The sequence below is a fragment of the Bacillus subtilis subsp. subtilis str. 168 genome (assembly GCF_000009045.1).
GTDB lineage: Bacteria > Bacillota > Bacilli > Bacillales > Bacillaceae > Bacillus > Bacillus subtilis.
In genome coordinates this window covers 770,117-791,449 of sequence record NC_000964.3, presented here as the reverse complement: position 1 = coordinate 791,449, position 21,333 = coordinate 770,117, and the positions used below count along the sequence as shown (strand labels likewise).

The following is a 21,333-nucleotide window of genomic DNA, read 5'->3' as shown; positions in this document are numbered from 1 at the left end:
TCACTTTCTGGACTTTTCCTATTTAATACCCTTCCCTCAACACCGCATAGCACTCCCCAATCAGTTCTTCCGCTCCCGGCTCTCCTTTCAGCCTGCGGCGGACGATTTCAGATGATAGGTTCTGGACTTTGAGCGCTCGTGGGGCTCTTCTTTTATAGTACGCCTGTAATGCTGTTTCGTGGTCGGCGTGGTTTTGGAGTTCTTCGGCGAGGACGATGGCATCCTCGATCGCCATTGCCGCTCCTTGTGCCAGGGTTGGCGCACCGGCGTGGGCGGCGTCTCCTCCGATGATGACGCGGCCTTTATGCCATGGCTCCTGCACGGCGACCTGCTCCAGTTTGTTAAAGATGACAGGATGCTGTTTTGACATGTGCTTTGTGACAAAATCCAGCCCCCGAAAACCAGAAAGAATCTCTTTTACTCTATCAAACCGGGTATCTTCCTCATCCCAGTAATCGCTCGTGCAAGGCTGGAGGACGAAGACATAGCCAGCGTGTTGTGCCAATGGCACCACCCCGATTTGTGTGTCTCCGCTTCTATACATGAATGTTGCGTCCTCGAATGTGTAATCAGGAAGTTCGATATAAAAGCGCCACGCTCCCATGCCGAGATGCTCTTTTTCCGTTTCCTTTTGCAGCATCTTATCACGAACAACGGAGTGAATGCCGTCAAAGCCCGCCAGAATGTCAGCCTGCATCTTTTCTCCATCTTCACATAAGGCAGTGACCGATTCAGCAGTTTCTTCATAGGCGACAACCTTTTTCCCCCACTTGATGTCTACACCCACTGCCTCGGCATGCTTCATGAGAATGTCATTTAACGTTTTGCGCAGGATATTATTGCGTCCCGGAAGTGAATCGTCTAAAAAGGATTCACTGACTTGAAACAGCAAATTCCCCTGTTCATCAAACGTTTTAAACCATTCTGTTTGAAAGCCGTGCTTACAGCAATCTTCGAATACGCCCAGTTCTTTCAACACCGCCAGTGCGTTTTGCGGCTGAAGAATCCCCGCACCTGTTTTTCGATTTTCTGAAGCCGCTTCACATAAGGTGACGGAAAACCCTGCCTTACGGAGAGAAATGGCCGCTGACAAGCCGCCGATTCCGCCTCCTGCTATTAACATATGTTTCATATCAATAACCACCTTTTCAGCTCTATATGTATTAGTTAGGCGCCTAACTATATTACCTTACTATGTCCCAAGAAAAGCTGTCAATCATCTCCAAGCCAAGTTGCGTTATGGTTTTCCCTCCTTTATAATCGTGTCACAACGAATGTACGGGAGCTAATTGCGATGGAATTAAAACATTTACCGAAATATAAGCATATAACAGAGCACGCCGAAACGTATGCCAATATTGACGCCGGCTCTCTTGAATTGTTTTTATCTCTTTTTGATATTTCAAAAAAAATGAATCATGTGATGGAGCATTACTTTGCTGGCCGAGGGCTTTCAGAAGGAAAATTCAAAATCCTGATGCTGCTCTTTGATGCCAAGGATCATAGGTTAAGTCCGACAGAGCTTGCCAAGCGGTCAAATGTCACGAAAGCAACAATTACAGGCCTGCTAGACGGGCTGGCGAGAGACGGTTTTGTCAGCCGCAGGCATCACACAGAGGATAAACGAAAAATCAGCATTGAACTGACAACAGAAGGCAAAGCACGCCTGGAGCAATTTCTGCCCGGCCATTTCAGCAAAATATCCGCTGTCATGGAAAACTACAGCGACGAGGAAAAAGACATGTTCGTGAAGATGCTTGGTGATCTTTTTGAAAGGCTGAGCGTGTTTAAAGACTAAAAAACCCGTCCGATCCGGACAGGCTATAGCGTCTTTTCTTCTGCAGCCGGATACGCATCCGGCTGTTTTTTCTTTATGACCGTAACAAATATGCCGCCGATGACACATGCAATGCCGATGAAATGCACAAACTCAAATGGCTCCTTCAATATCACGCCTGACAAAATGACAGCTGAGACCGGAAGAACGGATGTGAAAATGCCCGATACACCCGCCGGCACCTTCGTCACCCCGCTATACCATAAGTAAAACGCCAAAACAGTGACAAAAAGCGCGTAATACAGCACATACGACCAATCCAAAACAGTCGGCACGCTGTAATCAAATGAAGAGGCCTCAAACAAAGCAAACGGGAGAAAAAACAGGAAGCCGAAGAGCGATACGAAGGTCGAAATCGCCAGTGCCGAAATATGCGGGGATAGCAGCTTGGCCATCAATGTAAACAACGCTTCGCCAATGACTGCAGCAATGATCAGCATGTTCCCGAATAAGGCGTGCGGCGTCCCGTCTTGGCTCCCGGCTCCAAACAAATTAATCGCCATTACGCCGCAAACCGCCAGCAAAATGCCGATCAGCGTCTTTTTCTCAATTTTTTCTCTCAGCAGGAAAAAGGATAAAATACCGATCAACATGGGGGTTGTGCTTGTCAAAATGCCGCTTTCCGTTCCCGTCGTATATTGAACCCCATACAGCAGGCAAATACTGAACAAAAACACGCCTGTGAATGATTGCACCAGTAATACGAACACATCTTTTTTCGTCAAAGCCGGAAACCCTTTTTCAATGCAAAACAGCAGCATGAGCAATACGACAGAAGCGATCAAAAAACGCAATCCTGAGGAAAGAAAGACCGGAATCCGTTCGACCATCAGCTTGCCGACAACGACAGAACTGCCGACGATCGCCATAGCTGCTGCCAGAGATACATATGCGCCCATTTGTTTTTTCACCAATACTCCACCTGCCTTTTTGATGTATGGCAAAAAGCGCCTATCCAATGACAGACGCTTTTTCATTAATCATCACTGCTCAAAATGCCGAAGAAGCGGAGCAGGTTGATGAACAAGTTGATAAAGTCTAGGTACAGCGATAACGCCATAACCGGAATCAAGTCTTCCGTAATGTGGCGGTGCTTGATTTGGTTCAAATCATACAAAATGTAAAGGGAAAAGACGATGGTTCCGATCACGGAATACGCCATCATCGCCGCTGAGTTTAACGGGCTGAAAATGTTGAAAATCCCTACCACTGCGAGTGCGAGCACCGCAACCAGCAGAAACGACCACAGGAAGGATAAATCCTTCTTCATTTTTGCGCCGATTGTGCCCAAGACGGCAAAAATGACAAATGTAGAGCCAAAGGCTTCGAGCACGACATAGGCGCCGGCGATGGAAGCGTAATGGCTGACGATCGGAAATAAGGTAATGCCGGAAACGAACGCGAATGTATATACAAACGCATACCCGACCGCTTTTCTTCTGCGCATCCAGAAGGCCAGAATAATCATCGCCACTTCAAGAATAGAAAGCGGCAGCATCAAAGCGACAGGAACAAATTGGCCGATAAAAAGGCCGACAGTCGCGATCAGCAATGTGAAGACAAAGACTGTCAAAATGCGTTGCATGATCGATTGCTTACTCTCGTGAACCGTAGCTTGCATGTCAAAAATCCTCCTAAAAAATGATCTTAAAGGTCTATTATATAAAAATTGGATGAAATATGTATATGTTTTAAGGAGAATTTAATGAAAACAAACGCCCTTTACATTATCATTTTGATTCTTTCCTTTTCAGCGAAAAACGGTGCTTTTCTATTTTCTCAATTTGGGTAATCTGAGAATCATGAACCGTAATCTGAACCGTGCCGAAATCGAGTGTTTCCAGCGAGCTGATGATTTTTTCAATCACTTCCGGATCAATCGTTGATTTAGAAACCAAAAGACCTTCCCCCCTGTTGAATAGGTTTTAATTCACAGTATTCTTATAAGAATTATAATATTATGTTTTTTTCGATAAATCAATGGTGATTTCTGTTCAAATCAAAAAGGCATATGATCACCCGGTGACGGACAATCATATGCCTGGAAACTTCCTATTTGTTTTCTTCCAATTCCTCAACAATACAGCGGACACCCATGTTTTCTAATGCCTGCTTCAGCGTGCCGTACGTTTCATATTCACTAAAATCAAGCCCCAATTGAATCGATGTTTGGGCCACATCCGGGCGAATTCCTGAAAATACGGCTTTGACGCCTAATAAGAAAAGTGTTTTAGACAGGTTGTACAATTGCTGAGCCACCATGGTATCCACAATCGGAACACCCGAAAGATCAACGACGAGGCTTGTGATTTTTCTCTCGACACAGCGGACCGGCACTGTTTCTAAAATGACCTGTGCCGTTTTGTATCAATGGAGCCGATAAGCGGCAATATCCCGATTCCATCGGCAATGGAAATGACCGGGCAGCCAAGCTCTGAGATCAGTTCCTGCTGAGATGTAAGCCTCATCAGCATGAATTTTTGGTACTGCTCGGAGAATTCAATAATCAGCTTATCGAACGACTGATTCACAATGCGGTTCCATCGGTCTGCATCCTCATTTGTCACAATCTCCTGATTCTCTTTTATAAATGTGGCGACTGCGTCCCAGAATGAGATTCTTGAATTGGATATGGCTTCTACGACCTCATGCACTTGAACATCCTGCTCTACCCTGTTTTTCGCAACGTTTTGCGCCCATTTTGTCATGTTTTCTTGAAAATCGGTTTGATCCTCCAGAAATGCGCTTGCGATTGTTATATTGGTAAATGTATGCTGCTCGGTTAAAAGTGTTTTCGTTTCTTCACTTAAATGGCTGGCGGAATATAGCTCGCCTTTTAGCTGGCAACGCAAACTGAACCATTTCTCAGTAATATCCGCAGTGTTGTCTATGATATATTGATATAATAATTGATCGATATTCACGGTCTGTCTCCTTTTTCGTAATAGAAGCACTTTCATTATAAAATGATAAATCGGAATTGTGAATAAGACTAGAGAAAAATCAAATGATTCTGCTCTCTGAGAGCATTCCAGCTTCATATCCTTAGGCGAATGCACCAATAAGAGTCCGCCCGCATAAACTGCAATGTACAGTTTACAATGAGAAAGGACGTTATCACATGTATTATGTTGATCCTTATATGTTTGCGGGGCATTTTTATGAGCCTTGGCCTGCTTTTGAATATGAATACCGATATCCATGGCCTGGCATTGGCAGCGGCGCTGTTCCGGGCTCTGGCGGCGGCTCCGGTCCTGGCATTGGCGGTGGTGCTGTTCCAGGCTTTGGCGGCGGCTCCGGCCCTGGTATTGGCAGCGGTGCCAGCCCAGGCTTCGGCGGTGCGCCGCAGGGACCTCCTCCTTCCCAAATACCAGCGAAACCCCCAAAACCGCAGGGTTCTCAAGGAGCCGTTTTGTTAGTTGAACCAATCACCATTCGTCCTTGCCTTTTCCGATTTACCTATGTCTGGTTAACCAATGGCCGCTCATTTTGGTTTTACCCGATCATCCTTGGCAGAAGATCCGTCGGCGGCTTTTATTGGGATTCCTCACGGCGCCGCTGGGTTTATTTCGCCTTAGACACAAATCACATCGATGTTGTAAGCTGCTCATTTTAATAATCAGCCGGTTTCCCGGCTGATTTTTTTATGTTACTTCGGCCGTAAACAGGTTATAGTATTATTATCTTTTCAACTTGGAGGTTTCCCTATGATCAAACAAATTGGCACTGTTGCTGTATATGTCGAGGACCAGCAGAAAGCGAAGCAATTTTGGACAGAGAAGGTAGGCTTTGATATTGCAGCGGATCACCCAATGGGACCTGAAGCAAGCTGGCTGGAGGTTGCGCCAAAAGGAGCCGAGACTCGTTTAGTCATTTACCCGAAAGCCATGATGAAAGGCTCAGAGCAAATGAAGGCTTCTATTGTGTTTGAATGCGAAGACATCTTTGGTACATACGAGAAAATGAAGACAAACGGTGTAGAATTTCTCGGTGAGCCCAATCAAATGGAGTGGGGCACCTTCGTTCAATTTAAGGACGAAGACGGAAATGTGTTTTTATTAAAAGAATAAACTGTTGCGCACGGCGGTTCGATTCCGCCCTGCGCTTTCTTTGACATTGAGAATGAATTTCATTTACAATTATTCATATGTGAGAATGATTGGAGTGAGACAAATGTTTGTACAGTTGAGAAAAATGACGGTTAAAGAAGGCTTTGCAGATAAAGTCATAGAACGTTTCAGCGCTGAAGGAATCATTGAAAAACAAGAAGGTTTAATTGATGTGACAGTGCTTGAGAAAAATGTGCGCCGCGGTGATGAAGAAGTTGTTGTCATGATTCGCTGGGAATCAGAGGATCACTGGAAGCAATGGGAAAAAAGCGATGCGCATATCGCCGGCCATAAAGCAAACAAAGGCAAACCAAAGCCTGACTATCTGATCAGCACTGAAGTGAGCATGTACCATGTACGTGCTGTCAAACAAGGGACATACAATCAATAAAAAGCTTGCGCCTTGCTGCAAGCTTTTTTCTAAGAGTCATGTTGATCTGCTTTGTTCGTACGTTACAGTATACAGCGGCTTATTTTTATGCCATTCTGCAAATAACACGTCCTCTGTCTTATCAATGTTCTTCTTTTTCAATTCTTGTTTCAGCCACTGTTCATCCACACCTGCTTCCTTCAAATTATCCCGCACAATCTCTCCATCTATGATTAACGTGATCGGCAGAGAAACGGACTTCGAAGGAATCTGCAAATCCTTATTTGTCGGTTTGTCAAAGTCTGATTTTGGAAGCACGCTGACCATCCCGTTTGTTTCAAGAATCGCATATTCTACTTCTTGGATCGAAAAGCTCCCAGCTTGCCTCAATAGGCTTTGCAGCTGGTTAATGTCTATCTTATTTTTCTTCATTACTTTATATTGAAGCTCCCCTTTGCGGATGACGATATTCGGCTCGCCCTCCAAGAACTTTCGCGATGATTTCATTTTTTGCGTGATAAATTCAATAATATAAATCAGCACGCCCCACAATAGCGAAGCAAAAATAATTTCTTTGATTTTGATTTCATGATCGTAGACGGCATTTCCGACCAATTCACCTAAAATTAAAGCAGAAATAAAGTCAAACGGCGTAATTTGAGAAAATTGGGTTTTCCCGAGAAGCTTTAAGATGATAAATAAAATGCCTAAACCGCAGACCAGTTCTACCGCAACACTTAAATAATTTCCCATATTGATAGCACCTACTTCTTGATTATACTATCAGTATGGTCAATGCTTTCCTTTCTAAACCGGAAAGAGCTAATCGGCAAGCTCAGCTTTGCATGATGCATTGGAGCATGTCATTGAAAAGCTGCTCTGCATCACTGCGGTCAATCTGGACAAGCGGGTCATTGAGGAAGGCTTGAAACGCGAGGCCAGTATCCTTTGTTAAACCTGCGTCCGCCACTGCCTCCTGATTGGATATATGCCTAGCCGCCAGCATTTCCACACCTTTCGGAAGCGCTCCGGACAAAATCGGCTGGACACGGTTCCTTGTGATGAATGCGTTTGTTTCGACAATGGCTTGTATAGGAAGGTTTAAGACCTGGCCTTGATTCGGCATATTTACATTTGTGACGAGTTCACCCAATCCGAGAAGAGCCGCTATGATGTTCACGCCTTCTTCTCCCGAAGCTTTCTCAGCAACGCCCCGTTGTTGCACGATCAACCGTTCTGTTTCTTGTCGTTTCTCAGCTCTGTCTTGTTTTCTGAATGATATAGGTGTGAGATGAAATTTCCATACTTCAGGCTGTTTGAGGTATGGGCCGGGAAGAAACTCTGCCAGATGCCTGTCACCCGCAGCAGGGATGGCGCCATACGTTTCAAATAAATCAAACGCAACACGGTGTGCCGAACAAAAGACGCTGTCCCTCCAGCATTCCCCCTCCAGCTCATATCCTGATTCCCCATAGTGCGCGCTGAATTCACGGAATATAGGCAACAGGTCAATATGGCGGTAAGAGGCTTTTGTGATCCATGTAAAATGGTTAATGCCGAGCACATTAACGCGGATATCCTCACGCCGCGGCACCTCAATCCCCAGCCTTTCCGTGACCATTTCCGCCAATAGCTTTTGCGTCCCGAATACCTCGTGGCAGCAGCCAATCGCTTTGATGCCGGGAAACACTTTATACAGCACTCTTGTACAGACAGACATCGGGTTTGTATAATTAATGACCCATGATTCAGGTGCGTAGTCTCTTATTGCCCGGGCAATTTCCGCAAATATCGGCACAGCACGCAAGCCCCTGATGATCCCTCCAGGCCCGACAGTATCACCTACAGACTGATAAATACCGCAGCGCTCAGGCAAGTGCACATCGACTTCCATATCATCCAGTGATCCCGGCAAAATGGAAATAATGACGATATCCGCGGCTGATAACGCCTTTTTCAAAGTAGAAACAGCCTCATATCTCCATCTGCCGTTCCCGCTGTGATTGCCGATCACTTCATTTTTCTGAGCGGCTTCAAAATCAAGATCATAGAGCGCCACCGTGCCTGACATCCGTTCATCAATCGACAAATCACTCATCAGGCTTCTGGCCCAGCCTTGGGACCCCCCGCCGATATAGGCAATCTTAATCTGATCTAATGTACTGATATGAAACACTCCCTTTCTCAGCCTTTCACCGAACCGATCAGCATTCCTTTTGCAAAGTGTTTTTGTAAAAATGGATAGACCGCCAAAATCGGCAGCGTCGCAATGACAATGACAGCGAGTTTAATTCCCTGCTCCGGCGGAACTGCATTTTGCATCGTATCACCATTGGTCGCCGTTAAATCCGATAAAATTGTGACTTGGCGAAGCACCATTTGCAGCGGCCATTTTGCACTGTCATTGATATATAAGAGAGCGTGGAAGAAATCATTCCAAATCCCGACCGCATAAAACAGCGCAAAGGTCGCAATAACTGGCTTTGACAGAGGCAGGGCGATCCGCCAGAAGACGCCGATTTCGGAACAGCCGTCAATTTTTGCTGATTCCTCCAGCTCGCGCGGCAGCTGCTGAAAGAAGTTTTTGATAATAATAAGGTTGAACGGATTAATCGCCATCGGCAGAATCAATGCCCAATACGTATCCAAAAGGCCAAGTGATTTTACGACAAGGTACGTCGGAATCATGCCGCCTGAAAACAGCATGGAGAAAATCACCAGATTCAACAGCAGATTCCGTCCCTTCACATGCCGTTTCGCCAGCGGATACGCCATCGTGAAGGTAAAAAACAGCTGTACAGCCGTCCCAACCACCGTGATGAAGATGGACACGCCCATGCTTCGAAGGAACGTCGGTGTCGAAAACACATACTTGTAAGCATCAAGTGTAAAGGTTTTCGGGAAAATAAAGAAGCTCCGCTGGGCGAGTTCCGCTTCTGTCGCAAAGGAACCGGCGATAATATATAAAAACGGCAAAATGGTAATCGCGCCGACACCGCCGAGAAACAGAATGTTGCAGACGTCAAACACCCGTCCGGCTTTGGTGTTGTGCATCGTGTGAATTTCAGCCATACCTCTCCCTCCTCTAAAACAATCCTTCCTGATCAAACTTTTTCGCAATGTAATTGGCGCCAAAAATCAAGATAATCCCGACAACTGATTTAAACAAACCGACCGCCGTGCTGTAGCTATACGCCCCTTGGGTAATCCCCATCATGTACACATACGTGTCGAAGATGTCAGCCACACTGCGGTTGAGTGAGTTCGTCATCAAATACACCTGTTCAAAGCCAAGATTCAAAAAGCTGCCGATTCTTAAAATCAACAAAACGATAATGGTGCTTCTAATCGCCGGCAGCGTAATATGCCACATTCTCCTGAACCGCCCCGCTCCGTCCATGATGGCCGCTTCATACTGCTCTTGATCAACCGTAGCAAGCGCTGCCAAAAATAGAATCGTTCCCCAGCCTGTCTCCTTCCAAATGCTTTGCATCACAATCATTGGCCGGAACCAGTCTGCATCCGACAAGAAAGAAATCTGCTCACCTGTCAGGCTCATAATCAATTTGTTGATCACACCTGTATCGACAGTAAAGAAAACGAAGGTGATGCTGACCACAATTGTCCATGATACAAAATGGGGTACGTAAATAAAGGTTTGGATACATCTTTTATACACGGCCTTTCTTACCTCATTCAAAAGCAGAGCCAAAATGAGAGGCGCGGGAAAGGCAAACAAAAGATCCAGACTCGCCAGCATGAGGGTGTTGCGCAGCAGCCGGAAAAAATCCGGATTCATAAAAAAGTCTTTGAAATAATCAAAGCCGACCCATTCGCTTTTCCAGAAGCCGAGATATGGCGAATAGTCTTTAAAAGCGATCAGCACACCCCACATCGGCAAGTATTTGAAAATCAAGAAATAAAGCAGACCGGGAATAAGAAGAAGATAAAGCCATTTGTCCCGTTTGAGCGCAGCCATCCAGCTGATGCCTTTTCCAGCGGTGAGAACAGGTGCATCTCTCTTCTTCGGCACTGTTTCCATATCTGTTCTCCTTTCGTGATACCGGGGCGCCCGCCGAAAGGCAGGCGCATCGGTTTATTTTGACGATTGGTACAATTTGTTCAAGTCCTTCATCAGTTCATTGCCGCCGCTTTTTTTCCAAAGCTCCACCGCATCATCGAACCCTTTTTCATCAATTTCTCCAATGATAAATTGTGTTCTCGCGTCGAGGATGATGTTGTCAAGCTGGGCTCCTTTTTGGGTATAGACATCAGATACAAGCGACTCAGCAGGGTTAAAGACGGCTATTTTTTCTCCTTCGGTTATGATGTCCTTGCGATGCTGGAAGAGCTTGGTTTTCTGGTCTTCGATGTAATACTCGCTTTTCGGAATCGACATGCTGAACTGTGCCAAGCCTTCATGCTCATACAGGAGAGATTTATTGTTTTTTTCAAGTGAGGTGAATACGCCGTCCTTGAGCTCGTAATTGCGGCCCTTCACTCCGTTGTTCGTGAGAATCTGCGCTTCCTTATCATTCATCTTATCGAGGAAGGACAGCACCTCTTTCAGCTCTTTTTCGGTTTTGACGCTTGATTTTGGTATCGTGATCATGCCTGAATAACCAGATGTCGGGAAGGTGCGCTTGCCATTCGGTCCCTCAAGCGAGCCGACGATATCAATGATATCCTTGTTCGACTCATCCGCCTCCTCCATCGCGCTTTGGATTTGAGACGCTCTTGAGCCTGTATCAACGATGACACCCGCTTTTCCTTTTACAACCGGATCATTCCACTTCGCAGAATCCATGACAGCAAAGTCCTTATTGATCAAGCCCTCATCATAGAGCTTTTTAAAAAACGTGAGCGCATCCATGTATTCCTTCGTTGTAAAATCTGGAATCAGCTTTCCGTTTTCAACACCGTAGCGGTTCGGAGCGCCGAACCAGATTTGCAGAACATCCCATGGGCTTCCGTTGCCGAGTCCCATCCATTTCGGCACGACCATGCCGTACGTATCATCCTTGCCGTTTCCGTCAGGATCTTTTTCCTTAAAGGCTTTCAGCACTTCATAGAAATCATCAAGCGTTTCCGGCATATCCAGACCGACATTTTTCAGCCAGTCGGTTCTGATGATCATACACGCCCTGATCAGATCCCTCGTTCTGTAGATTCCGTACACCTCGCCGTTCACCGAGCTGTTCTTCAAAATCTTTTCATCTGCCTGGCTTAAATTCTTGTAGTCTTTTAAATAAGGAGACAGCTCCCAAAACGCCCCTGCTTTGACAGATTTGATAAAGCCGGCTGACTTATCTTTAATGACAATCGCGTGAGGCATCTCTCCTGAAGCCATGACGATGTTGAATTTGTCGTTGTAGGATGAATCAGGCACCCATGTGACCTTAATCTCTTTGCCTGTGTATTTTTCGAGCGCTTTTAATGAAGGGCTCTTATCACTTGGGCTTTCCGGCGATAAGAGCGGCGCCATAATTTTGATCGTATCTTTCGAACCGCTTGCTGAATTGGATGTTTCCGAATGGCTGCATCCGGCGATCATCATGGCAGCAAGCGGCAAGGCCATCCATTTTTTTCGCATTCTTATTTTCATGTTGCGTAAGTCCCCCTTTTTTCAATTTGCATTTCCCCTTTGCCCCTCTCAATATAAAGCGCTTACATAAATTCTTGCAATCTTCATTTTTTGCACCATTTCTCCTATGAAATTCCGGCTGTTATCCTTTTTTGCCCGATGTTTCTTTTTTTGCCGGAAGGGAATCTCCGATCAGTTCCAGCGCCGCTATGACATTTAAACACCATTGAGAGACAGTGTTCGTTGTCACCCATGGAAGCTCCTCTAGCTGCGTCCATGTCTCGATGCGCTCCGGTTTGATCGGAAGCGGCGTATGGCTGAGCTTATCTTCTAGCAAAAGATTCCACGCTTTGGCGGCGAGATGAGGATCTTGCTTTTTTCTTGCGGCGTAGGCTGTCATACCGGCGGCGAACATCGGCCAGTGAAAATGCCCGTCATGAAGAGCGCCTCCGCTTTTTTTTCGTTTTTCCTCATCACTGAGTGTGTAAAATTCGCCGAATTCACTCAGCATATCCTCCCATTCCCAGTCATCAAGAAGCTCAGCCAGCTCCATCCACACTTGCGGCGCGCCGAAGGCAATGATCATATGATATCCGCCCGCAATGCCGTCTCCCATATGATGAAGCATCGAGGTCGCCGGATCATATTCAAATGTCGGGCCAGATAATAAGCGGAGCGGCAGCCGCTTCAGACAGTTGATTCCCGTTTCGATTTTTTTGAGATATTCCGAATTTTCGGTCCGCTCCCATTCCGCCAGCCAGTTCGAGCAAAACGCCGCCCAGTCCGGTCCCGTTCTGGCGTGAGTCGGGTGCTTGCCTTTCTCGTAAAAAGCGCGCATCGGATCGGTTTTGACAAGGGCATAATCGGCATCCTTCACTTCTGTCAAAAGATCTCCCGTCCGGTCATCACCCGTCAGATAATAATAGAATTTATGAAGCCCGGCCATGCTGATTCTCGCTTCCTTGCAGCCGCATCCCCAGTGCACAACATTATGCCGTGAGCCAAGCCCGGCATATTCACCGAGGTGAAAGCTGTCCGTTTCACTCGTATGGCGGGTCATGGCTTCTGCCATTCGGAAGATATCCTCTCTGCCTGAGCGGAAAAACGCCTGCCACAGCCATAGGGTCGGAACGAGCTCATTGTTTTGCCATGCGTATCCGCCGAGATCGTACCGCCACATATGCCGGATCGGGTCATACGTATGCATGACATCGCCATAATGCCAAAAACCGTACCATCTGCGTTGCTCTACTTCCTTTTTATAAAACAGAAAGGCCGCATCAAGCTGTTCTTCCAGCTCTTTTTTGAGCGGATGGGATGTGTCAATGATGCTCCATACCCCGAGTGCTTTTGATTCGTAATAGACGTCCGGCTCGCATACAATGAGCGGGGGCGCCTGCCATTTGTCAGCCAGCGCATTGAGGACTTCGTCAGACGGCATGTGCGAAAAGCACGCCAGGCTTATTTCATTTGTGTTCGCAATGCCTGTCGGATCAGAGCGCATTTCATCAAAGCCTTCATACGCGCTGGCCACGTGAGTGTTTCCTGTATAATGCCGCAAATCCATCGCTTCGCCGTCCGGAGGCCAAAGCCAGATAGTCATTTTGGGGCGGCTGCCGGCAAGACCTGTGATTTCCAGTGCTGAAGGATATTTCTCAAAGAAATACCGCAGGCCGAGAGCCACACCGCCATTTTTTCCGCCCGCATAGCAGAGCCCCTTCGCCCGGCTGCCATGCAGCATTCCAACCCACGCATAATCTTTTCCGGTCCGTTTTGACAGGCTGTAATGATCGCTGGAATCTTGCACGATCTTGACATCGTCCCAAACCGCATTCTGTGTGCCATGTGCAAACCATTCCTTATGCTCTTCATCTGGAGACAGCATTTCGCCATTGATTTGTTTTTCATAAAGCGGATATCGTTCATTGAATTTACGTGTGCCAAACAGCTGGGCGGGTTCTTTATACATCCCTTTCTCTCCCGCAAAGCGGAAATGGCGGTTGTACGGCTCTCCCTCCAAAAAAAGGTCGAATTCGATGCCGAGCCCCTTAACGAATTCTAGTTTACCGCTCCTGTCAATCAGCTGCGTGTGCACAAGGCCGATCTCAGACAGCCCGGCATAAAACGTTAATCGGATGACAAACGGCAGCCATTCCTCATACGTTTTATGAAGCACATGCACTCCCTCGATTTTGACTACTGCTTTGACAGGACCACTCTGCTCAATCGCCGCCCGTTTGATAAAGCTGACAGACCTTTCATGCAAAAGAACCATTTTCGCCGCTGACTCTTTTCTCGTTTCTCTTATCGCAACGAGCCTCCCGCCTGCGGCGATCGGCTTTCCATTGATCTGCAATGATTGAATGAAATCAGATCCTGTTTTATGAATGGTACAAACGAGTGCTCCTGTATCCACTTGGATATCATGCTCTGTCTCAAGAATGCTGAGCGATTCAGTTGGCTGCGGCACTTCTCTTTTGTGCACTGTAAAGCTTTGGTTTTCCTGACCGCCAAACACCGCCGCGTGCTTCGTCCACTTGATGCTCCCGTCCGGCCAATAGGCCGACGGTTCGCTTTGCACATATCGCGTTTCCGCGTTTTCATTCATAAGCGCCAGACGGTCTCCTTTTTTTAATTCTCCTTTTTTCCATGGCATGCCCCACGTCACGCCGCTTGTCACCTTTGGCTGTCCTGATAACCATTTGATCTTTTTCATCTGTCTCTCCCTCCATAGAAAAAAGCTGATTCGATACAAAGAATCAGCTGTGATTGTCAAATTGAATCACACGGTATTCATGCGGTCCGACCGCCAGTCTCCCCGCCTTTTCCAAGCGGTGCGTCAACAAATCCGTTCCCGATTCCGGCAATGTCACGCTCCCGCCTTTTCCATCCATATTCACAACGATCCACACAAGGCCGTTTTCGCCTATACGCGGGGCAACGATCGTGCCGGGTGTCACATCCGACCGGCTGGAAATAACAGCTTCCTCCGCATAATGCCTGACGAGCGCTTCCAGCATCGCATCCCCTTCTTTCCCGGATGGAAGCGAGCCCAGCATGACAATTTTCCCCTCGCCGTAATTCCGTTCCGTCAGAAAAGCATGGCCCGCCCCCGGTCCTGCTTCAACCGTGCCAAGGGTGTTTCCGCTCTCTGTGTCAAACACCGCGCTCCACAGTCCGAGCGGCGCCGTGATGCCAAACGCTTTTCCTGTATTCACGTTCTCATTCATCGGAAAGGTAAAAAGTGTTTTGATCCCTGACGTTTTCTCAAGTTCGCCAAGTCCGCAATCGGTATGAATGGTATGCTCGCATGTGCGTCCTCCTGTCAGCGGCCCGGTGATCCAGATGCCGCCCGCTTCAGCGAATGCCGAAGCTTTTTTGATAAATTCAGAAGACAAATACGGCACAAATGGCGTAAACAGCAAGCGATAGCCGTCCAGTGGAGCGCCTTCCGGAATAAGGTCACGGTGAATCCCCGTGTTGAGAATACGTTCATAAAAATGCGTCACAAGCGAACGATGCCGGAGTCCCCGGTGAGGCTCAGTTTTAATAAATGCTTTTGCTCTGTCAGAGTAAGTCATCGCCGCCTCGGCTTGAACGGGTTCAGTCGATAGAATAATAGGCTCGATTTCCTTTCTTGCCCGCTCAACCGCCAGCACATTTTGATAGCCGATGGTGGGTTCGCCCCAGGCACTGAGAACCGAACCGTGGGAAATCTCGCTGCCTGAACGCTGCTGTCGCCATAGCCAGTAGCAAAACCCCTGGCTCCCTAAGGCGTAGGACGATACGGCTTCGGCCTGCAAATACCCGTCTGCGTGCGGGTAAGCGGAGCTTTCAAGCGAGGCGGCATACGACGGACTCGTTTCCAAAATCCAAAACGGGCGCCCTTGTTTCAGATTTCTCCATAAATCACAGTTCAATAAAAAGGCAGAGGCGTTTTCCTGCGAAGCGTACGTGTCATAGGAGGCAAAATCGAGATTCTGAAACATTCGCTCATTGTCCACGCTGAACATGACTGATCCGTTATGCGTGATCGGCGCATCTGAATAGCAGCGGATGATTTTGGCCTGTTCATCCGCAAACGAAGCGATCATCTCCATCGAAAACAGCTGATACATAGTGCGTAGAGAGGCATGATGCAGAAACGGGGCCGGTCCCGGCTGCGGGACTTGCTCAAACGTCTGATAGGTCTCGCTCCACACATCGGTTCCCCAAGCTTCATTCAAGCGCTCAATTACCCCGTAGCGATTTTTGAGCCAGTCATGCCATAGGCGCAAGCATGTCTCACACATGCATTCTGCAACATGGCATTTAAACTCATTGTCTAGCTGCCATCCGATCAGCCCCGGGAGCCGGCCAAGCTCCTTGGCGATGGCTGTGGTGATGATGGCGGCTTTTTTTCGGAAATACGGGTTGTTCGTACAGGCATGCTGACGGGAGCCATGCCCCATGATCTCTCTTTTTTCATTGGCATGCATGCGTTCGGGCCGGCCATGTGAGAACCAAATCGGCGGGGTAGGCGTCGGCGTGCACATAATCGTTTCGATCCCGCTATCATACAGCCGGGCGATGATTTCTTTGAAAAAACCGACGTCAATTTTTCCTTCTTCAGGTTCCATGACTGACCAGGCAAATTCGCCGATCCGCACAACATTTACGCCAACTTCACGCATGATGTCAATGTCCTGCTGAATCGTCTCTTCATCCCATAATTCCGGATAATAGCAAGCGCCATGATACAGTTTTCTCATCACATTTTCACCTTTCTTTGATGATCGATTCTGTCAATGGCAGGCCGAGCTCCTTTATGCCTTTTGCCACAAGTTTCGCCATTTCATTTGCGCCTTTTTTTGTAAAATGCGTGTAATCGTTAATCCCTTCTGAAATCATAAAATAGGTGTACACTTTTTCCTCGCCCTTCTCAGTAAAGAAAGCGAGACTTTTCTCCATCAGATCAATGAGCTGGACATTCTCCTCAGCGGCCGTCTGCTTCATGGCAATGCAGTAATCAGGAAAATCGTTCAAAAACACGCCGTTTTCGTAATGAAAGCGGGCTACGGGGGTAATGAGAAGCGGATGGGCGCCTTTTTCCCGCGCGCCTGCGATATACTGCTTTAAATATTGTTTATAAGTAGTATAGGGCTCGGTGTAGCGCTCCGGCTTATTTTTTGACGCGTCATTATGGCCCATCTGCACGAACAGCCAATCATCCGGCTCAATCACATCGAGGATTGCCTGAAGCCTGCCCTCTTCCACAAATGTTTTCGAGCTTCTTCCCCCGATCGCTCTGTTGATCACTTGAATATGCTCCGGCAGATGCGAGCCGAGAAACTGCCCCCAGCCCCCTTGATTTGTGCTGTCTCCATACGTTTGAACAGTCGAATCGCCGGCAAGATAAATATGATTTGCCATTTTTTCATTCCTCCTCGTTTTTTATACAGCTTCCATCACGGATAGCTCTTCCCTTGAAAAAACCGGTGCGTACAGCGCTTGAGCATTGGTTCGTCCTGCCAGTTCTCTAATCATCTTGGCGTAGCGTTCAGCCTTTGCGTCTTATCCCTTAGTCCTCCTACAGCGGCGCCTCCGCTTTGCTTCCCGCTATGTACAGGGCGGGCTTCGGCGGTTTTTTCATTCCCGTTCCGAGGTAAAAGCTCGTGTGCGGCGGCTGGTTGTAGGCGGTATTCTGCCAGGCGATGCCGAGCCTGTAAACCGGATCATGCATCAGCGTGTAAAAGCAGTGGCGGGTGAGATGTGTTGTTGTATAGATACGGAGCGCGCTGCTGTCTTCCGTTCTCCATATCACTTCTTCCCGCCAGTCTCCGAACAGGTTGGCCTGAAGAACCGGGTTTCCTTTCGTGCCGTTGTTGGACAACACGCCGGCCGGCTGAAATATCGTCTTCAGACAGCCGTTTTCAGCATCCCATTTTTCAATCTTTGGCCTGCCGATCGTTCCGTCCCAGTCATGATCAAGCAGTTCTCTGACCAAATCACCGTCCCACCAGATGGCGAAATTGGCTGAAGAGGGCGCTTTGTCGCTGATTTTTTCGCCTTTGCTCGTGAAAAGCCCGTACGACATGCCATCATTGCCCGGCGGATCAATTCCCCAGACGAGCGATCCTTTGTAGCTTGGATCAATATGAGCCGCCATGCCCCGGCCAACGTCAGTTCCAGCATGGACGCCCCATAATATCTCACCGGTTCCGGCATCTCGCAGCGACAGTCCGTACGGCTTCGTGGCGTCCTCATGCACCTGGAACACTTCAAGCCCTTTTCGTGACGGGTCCAGATCCCCTACATGCATCGCGTCTCCGTGCCCGAGGCCCGTTGAGTACAGGCCGGTTCCGTCATGATCGACAGCCATTGCGCCGTATATGATTTCATCCTTTCCGTCTCCGTCGACGTCCGCCACGCTCAAGCTGTGGTTCCCCTGTCCTGCGTATGCTTCATGTCCCGGCTGGTTGGAGTCAAATACCCATCGTTTTTTGAGCCTTCCGTTTCTGAAATCGTATGCCACGAGCACGGTTCTCGTATAGTAGCCGCGCGCCATAACAAGGCTCGGCCGCTCCCCATCCAAATAAGCGGTCCCGGCGAGAAAACGGTCCATCCGGTTTCCATAGCCGTCTCCCCAATCCTCCAGCTTGCCGCGGGGCGGTTCATATTCCACGGTCGTGAGCGCCTCACCGGTTTCTCCTTTAAACACGGTCAAATATTCCGGACCGGACAAAATTCTGCCCTGTTCGTTTCTAAAATCGGCCTGCTCATCACCGATGATATGTCCTTTCCCGTCTGTTGTGCCGTCAGCTGTTTTCATGGCGATTTCTGCTTTTCCGTCACCGTCAAGGTCATACACCATAAATTGCGTGTAATGAGCACCCGCTCTGATGTTTCTGCCGAGGTTGATGCGCCACAAAAAGGTGCCGTCCAGTTTATAGGCATCTATGAGCACCTCCCCGGTATAACCGTCATGAGCGTTGTCTTTTGAATTGGACGGGTCCCACTTCAGGATCATTTCATATTCTCCATCCCCGTCTATATCCCCGACACTGGCATCATTGGCGCTGTAAGTGTACGGCTTTCCGTCCGGCGTCACACCGCCTTCCGGTTTGGCAAGAGGAACCTCCAGGACATTTTCCTGCCAAACACGAGCTTTCTTGGAAAGCTTTTCTTCCCGTCCTTTATTGACAGCCGCCACTTGATAAACAGAGTCAGCCGTTCCGTTTTGATCGAGAAAATTAGTGCTTTCAGCGATTGGATCGCGGGTGATCCGCTTTCCATCCCGATAAAGGTGAAAAGCCGTCGTCTCATGATCCGTGCCGAGAAAACGCCAGCTGACAAACACGCCCTGTTCTGTCTGTACCGCAATCAAACCTCTGGTCAGGTATTCCATTTGCCTCTTTTTTGGTTTCATTTGATGGGAACGGGCTGCGCGCAGCCCGTTCCTTCCCCCTTTCAGTTAAGGCGTATACATATTTGGTTTTGGCTGTTCCGCCATGCCGTCTCCTAAAAAGAAGCTTGTGTGCGGCGGCTGGTTATAGGCGATATTTTGCCAGGCGATGCCAAGCCGGTACACCGGATCGTGCATCAGCGTATACAGCCTGTGCTCAGTCGGAATGGTCGTCGTGTAAATGCGCAGAGCACTGCTGTCCTCCGTTCTCCACACCACTTCCTCGCGCCAGTCACCGAGCAGATCAGCCTGAAGCGTTGGTGTTGCTTTTGTGCCGTTGTTAGCCGCTGCGCCTGATGCAGTCAGCATATTTTTCGATACGCCGTTTTGATAATCCCACTTATCAATTCGGTTGCTGTCCAGCTGTTCCCGGAGCAGATCGCCGTCCCACCAGATGCCGAAGTTGGTCGAGGACGGAACCCCGCTTCCGATTTTGACCCCTTTCGCTGAGTAGAGAGAACCGTTTGCCCACACCTCCTGTCCCGGATAACGCGGGTCAATATCAGCAGCCATTCCCCGGCCTACATCCTTGCCGGCATAAACGCCCCAAAGGATTTTTCCAGTTGCAGCATCCCGGAAAGATAAGCCGTATTTTGCATTTTTGTCCTCATGAACTTGAAACACCTCAAGCCCCGGCCGGCCCGGATCAAGATCTCCTGTATGGAGGGCATCCCCATGGCCTAAGCCGGTCGAGTACATGCCTTTCCCGTCATGATCAACAGCCATTGAGCCGAAAATAATCTCATCTTTTCCATCCCCGTCAACGTCCGCGATGCTCAGGTTGTGATTCCCCTGTCCGGCAAACGCTTCATTTCCTGACTTTGAGGAGTCCAGCGTCCAAAGCTTTGACAGCTTTCCGTCCCTGAAGTTATAGGCAACTAGCATGGTTTTAGCGTAATACCCTCTGGTCATGATCAGGCTCGGCCGCTGTCCATCAAGGTAGGCAATGCCGGCGAGAAAACGGTCAACACGGTTGCCGTAGCTGTCTCCCCAATCCGACACATTGCCGCGCGCCGGTTCAAAATTTGCGGTGACAAGCTCTTTCCCGGTTGAACCTTGAAACACAGTGAGATATTCAGGGCCTGAAAGCACACGCCCCTGTTCATTTCTGTAATCTGCATTGGCATTTCCAATTACTTTGCCCGTGCCGTCTTTTGTCCCGTCTGCCGTTTTCATTGCCACTTCTGCTTTTCCGTCACCATCAAGGTCATACACCATAAACTGGGTGTAGTGCGCGCCCGCTCTGATGTTTTTGCCGAGATTGATCCGCCATAACTTTGTGCCGTCCAGTTTATACGCGTCAATCAGCACGTCACCCGTATAGCCATCCTGTGAATTGTCTTTTGAGTTGGACGGGTCCCATTTCAGGATCAGCTCGTATTGCCCGTCACCATCCACATCGCCAACACTTGCGTCATTAGCGCTGTACGTGTAAGATTCACCCTTTGGCGTCGTGCCGCCAGCCGGTTTATCCAGCGGGACGGAATGATACGGCTGCGCCCATACGGAGGCTTTTTCAGAAGCCGGCTGTTCGGTACCGTTTACAACAGCCCGAACCGTATACGTTGAGCCCGCCGAACCGTTTTTATCCACATAGTTCGTTGTTTTGACAGGCGCAGCATTCAGTTTTTGCCCGTCTCTGTACACATTGAACAAAACAGATGCGTTTTCGGTTCCAAGAAACCGCCAGCTGACAAAAATGCCCCCGTCCGTCTTGACCGCTACAAGCCCCCGGTTCAGCGCTTCCATCTGCCGCGCTGCCCCTTCAGCTTTCACAGGACATACAGAGGTTCCCATCACCAACAAGACCAGCAACGTAACAGCGGTAAACATGCGTTTCCTTCGTCTAATCATCAGACAGCTCCTTCTCATTTATCTGTAAGCGCTTACTTAAATTGGATTTTATGCGCTTTGTGAGCTGTCTTCAATTTCACTTTTTTGCATCTGCCTATTTCGGACACTGCACTTTTTTGCTTATTTGTCATTTTT

The 21,333-nt window shown here is 48.3% G+C and carries 17 protein-coding genes, 2 pseudogenes and 2 other annotated features; of the genes and pseudogenes, 3 read left to right on the top strand and 16 right to left on the bottom strand.

All coding sequences use genetic code 11. The annotated features are described in order from the left end of the window. Nucleotides 1–22: 22 nt before the first annotated feature. A complete protein-coding gene (flvM, locus tag BSU_07230; RefSeq protein NP_388604.1) occupies nt 23–1,132 on the bottom strand; it encodes a putative flavin-dependent hydroxylase/monooxygenase acting on salicylate derivatives in 1,110 nt (369 codons plus the stop codon). Nucleotides 1,133–1,294: 162 nt separating this feature from the next. Between flvM and flvL the strand changes: the two genes are divergently transcribed. Next, nucleotides 1,295–1,798 carry a transcriptional regulator (FlvL-flavonoids) gene (gene flvL, locus BSU_07220; RefSeq protein ID NP_388603.1) on the top strand — a complete coding sequence of 168 codons (504 nt, stop codon included), beginning with the start codon at nt 1,295–1,297 and terminating at the stop codon, nt 1,796–1,798. A 23-nt stretch (nt 1,799–1,821) separates the two neighbouring features. Here flvL and yetK read toward each other — a convergent pair whose 3' ends face one another. From yetK to yetI (BSU_07170), 5 genes and pseudogenes are all read right to left on the bottom strand, one after another. Then, entirely contained in the window at nt 1,822–2,814 is a 993-nt protein-coding gene (gene yetK / locus BSU_07210; RefSeq protein NP_388602.1) for a putative efflux transporter, read from the bottom strand. Beyond that, nucleotides 2,814–3,458, bottom strand: a complete 645-nt coding sequence (calJ, locus tag BSU_07200; protein NP_388601.1) for a pH-sensitive calcium-leak permease (di-aspartyl pH sensor) — start codon at nt 3,456–3,458, stop codon at nt 2,814–2,816. Before calJ ends, yetK begins: the two co-directional genes overlap by 1 nt. Nucleotides 3,459–3,567: 109 nt before the next feature. Continuing rightward, nucleotides 3,568–3,735, bottom strand: a complete 168-nt coding sequence (gene yezD / locus BSU_07190; protein ID NP_388600.1) for a hypothetical protein — start codon at nt 3,733–3,735, stop codon at nt 3,568–3,570. 154 nt (nt 3,736–3,889) lie between these two features. Continuing rightward, nucleotides 3,890–4,186 (bottom strand) — a sequence feature (Evidence 5: Unknown function; PubMedId : 11157946; Product type r: regulator). Then, nucleotides 3,890–4,186, bottom strand: a pseudogene (gene yetI / locus BSU_07180). It overlaps the preceding feature by 297 nt. After that, nucleotides 4,186–4,761, bottom strand: a sequence feature (Evidence 5: Unknown function; PubMedId : 11157946; Product type r: regulator). (Overlaps the previous pseudogene by 1 nt.) After that, nucleotides 4,186–4,761 (bottom strand): annotated as a pseudogene (gene yetI / locus BSU_07170). (Overlaps the previous feature by 576 nt.) The pseudogenes yetI (BSU_07180) and yetI (BSU_07170) overlap by 1 nt, the downstream one beginning before the upstream one ends. A 783-nt stretch (nt 4,762–5,544) precedes the next feature. Here yetI (BSU_07170) and yetH point away from each other — a divergent pair. Continuing rightward, on the top strand, nt 5,545–5,907 hold the full coding sequence (yetH, locus tag BSU_07160; protein ID NP_388597.1) for a putative lyase/dioxygenase: 363 nt from the start codon (nt 5,545–5,547) through the stop codon (nt 5,905–5,907). A 103-nt stretch (nt 5,908–6,010) separates the two neighbouring features. Next, nucleotides 6,011–6,337 (top strand): heme-degrading monooxygenase, encoded by a 327-nt coding sequence (gene hmoA, locus BSU_07150; RefSeq protein NP_388596.2) that lies wholly within the window; start codon nt 6,011–6,013, stop codon nt 6,335–6,337. A 36-nt stretch (nt 6,338–6,373) separates the two neighbouring features. Here hmoA and yetF read toward each other — a convergent pair whose 3' ends face one another. The 10 genes from yetF to rhgW all read right to left on the bottom strand — a co-directional run bounded on the left by yetF (nt 6,374) and on the right by rhgW (nt 21,216). Then, the gene (gene yetF, locus BSU_07140; RefSeq protein NP_388595.1) at nt 6,374–7,069 is read right to left on the bottom strand and encodes a hypothetical protein; all 696 of its coding nucleotides are present in this window, start codon (nt 7,067–7,069) and stop codon (nt 6,374–6,376) included. Nucleotides 7,070–7,151: 82 nt separating this feature from the next. Beyond that, nucleotides 7,152–8,492, bottom strand: a complete 1,341-nt coding sequence (lplD, locus tag BSU_07130) for an alpha-galacturonidase (protein ID NP_388594.1) — start codon at nt 8,490–8,492, stop codon at nt 7,152–7,154. Between the two features lie 8 nt (nt 8,493–8,500). After that, nucleotides 8,501–9,388 carry an ABC transporter (permease) for alpha-galacturonides gene (gene lplC, locus BSU_07120; RefSeq protein NP_388593.1) on the bottom strand — a complete coding sequence of 296 codons (888 nt, stop codon included), beginning with the start codon at nt 9,386–9,388 and terminating at the stop codon, nt 8,501–8,503. Between the two features lie 13 nt (nt 9,389–9,401). Continuing rightward, complete coding sequence (lplB, locus tag BSU_07110) at nt 9,402–10,358, bottom strand: ABC transporter (permease) for alpha-galacturonides (RefSeq protein NP_388592.1); 957 nt, start codon at nt 10,356–10,358, stop codon at nt 9,402–9,404. A 54-nt stretch (nt 10,359–10,412) separates the two neighbouring features. After that, nucleotides 10,413–11,921, bottom strand: coding sequence for a lipoprotein transporter binding protein for alpha-galacturonides (gene lplA / locus BSU_07100; protein NP_388591.1), 1,509 nt, complete (start codon nt 11,919–11,921; stop codon nt 10,413–10,415). Nucleotides 11,922–12,042: 121 nt separating this feature from the next. Then, nucleotides 12,043–14,616 (bottom strand): putative enzyme, encoded by a 2,574-nt coding sequence (yetA, locus tag BSU_07090; RefSeq protein NP_388590.2) that lies wholly within the window; start codon nt 14,614–14,616, stop codon nt 12,043–12,045. 43 nt (nt 14,617–14,659) lie between these two features. Then, nucleotides 14,660–16,651, bottom strand: coding sequence for a beta-galacturonidase (gene rhgZ, locus BSU_07080; protein ID NP_388589.1), 1,992 nt, complete (start codon nt 16,649–16,651; stop codon nt 14,660–14,662). Between the two features lie 7 nt (nt 16,652–16,658). Next, nucleotides 16,659–17,312, bottom strand: a complete 654-nt coding sequence (gene yesY / locus BSU_07070; RefSeq protein NP_388588.1) for a rhamnogalacturonan acetylesterase — start codon at nt 17,310–17,312, stop codon at nt 16,659–16,661. A gap of 157 nt (nt 17,313–17,469) precedes the next feature. Continuing rightward, entirely contained in the window at nt 17,470–19,308 is a 1,839-nt protein-coding gene (gene rhgX, locus BSU_07060; protein NP_388587.1) for a rhamnogalacturonan exolyase, read from the bottom strand. A gap of 45 nt (nt 19,309–19,353) precedes the next feature. Next, entirely contained in the window at nt 19,354–21,216 is a 1,863-nt protein-coding gene (gene rhgW / locus BSU_07050) for a rhamnogalacturonan endolyase (protein ID NP_388586.1), read from the bottom strand. Nucleotides 21,217–21,333: the final 117 nt, after the last annotated feature.

Bases quoted from the DNA above. Each gene is read 5' to 3' on its own strand.
- flvM (NP_388604.1), bottom strand. From the start codon at position 1,132: ATGAAACATATGTTAATAGCAGGAGGCGGAATCGGCGGCTTGTCAGCG.
- flvL (NP_388603.1), top strand. From the start codon at position 1,295: ATGGAATTAAAACATTTACCGAAATATAAGCATATAACAGAGCACGCC.
- yetK (NP_388602.1), bottom strand. From the start codon at position 2,814: ATGAAAAAGCGTCTGTCATTGGATAGGCGCTTTTTGCCATACATCAAA.
- calJ (NP_388601.1), bottom strand. From the start codon at position 3,458: ATGCAAGCTACGGTTCACGAGAGTAAGCAATCGATCATGCAACGCATT.
- yetH (NP_388597.1), top strand. From the start codon at position 5,545: ATGATCAAACAAATTGGCACTGTTGCTGTATATGTCGAGGACCAGCAG.
- hmoA (NP_388596.2), top strand. From the start codon at position 6,011: ATGTTTGTACAGTTGAGAAAAATGACGGTTAAAGAAGGCTTTGCAGAT.
- yetF (NP_388595.1), bottom strand. From the start codon at position 7,069: ATGGGAAATTATTTAAGTGTTGCGGTAGAACTGGTCTGCGGTTTAGGC.
- lplC (NP_388593.1), bottom strand. From the start codon at position 9,388: ATGGCTGAAATTCACACGATGCACAACACCAAAGCCGGACGGGTGTTT.
- lplB (NP_388592.1), bottom strand. From the start codon at position 10,358: ATGGAAACAGTGCCGAAGAAGAGAGATGCACCTGTTCTCACCGCTGGA.
- lplA (NP_388591.1), bottom strand. From the start codon at position 11,921: ATGAAAATAAGAATGCGAAAAAAATGGATGGCCTTGCCGCTTGCTGCC.
- yetA (NP_388590.2), bottom strand. From the start codon at position 14,616: ATGAAAAAGATCAAATGGTTATCAGGACAGCCAAAGGTGACAAGCGGC.
- rhgZ (NP_388589.1), bottom strand. From the start codon at position 16,651: ATGAGAAAACTGTATCATGGCGCTTGCTATTATCCGGAATTATGGGAT.
- yesY (NP_388588.1), bottom strand. From the start codon at position 17,312: ATGGCAAATCATATTTATCTTGCCGGCGATTCGACTGTTCAAACGTAT.
- rhgX (NP_388587.1), bottom strand. From the start codon at position 19,308: ATGAAACCAAAAAAGAGGCAAATGGAATACCTGACCAGAGGTTTGATT.
- rhgW (NP_388586.1), bottom strand. From the start codon at position 21,216: ATGAGAAGGAGCTGTCTGATGATTAGACGAAGGAAACGCATGTTTACC.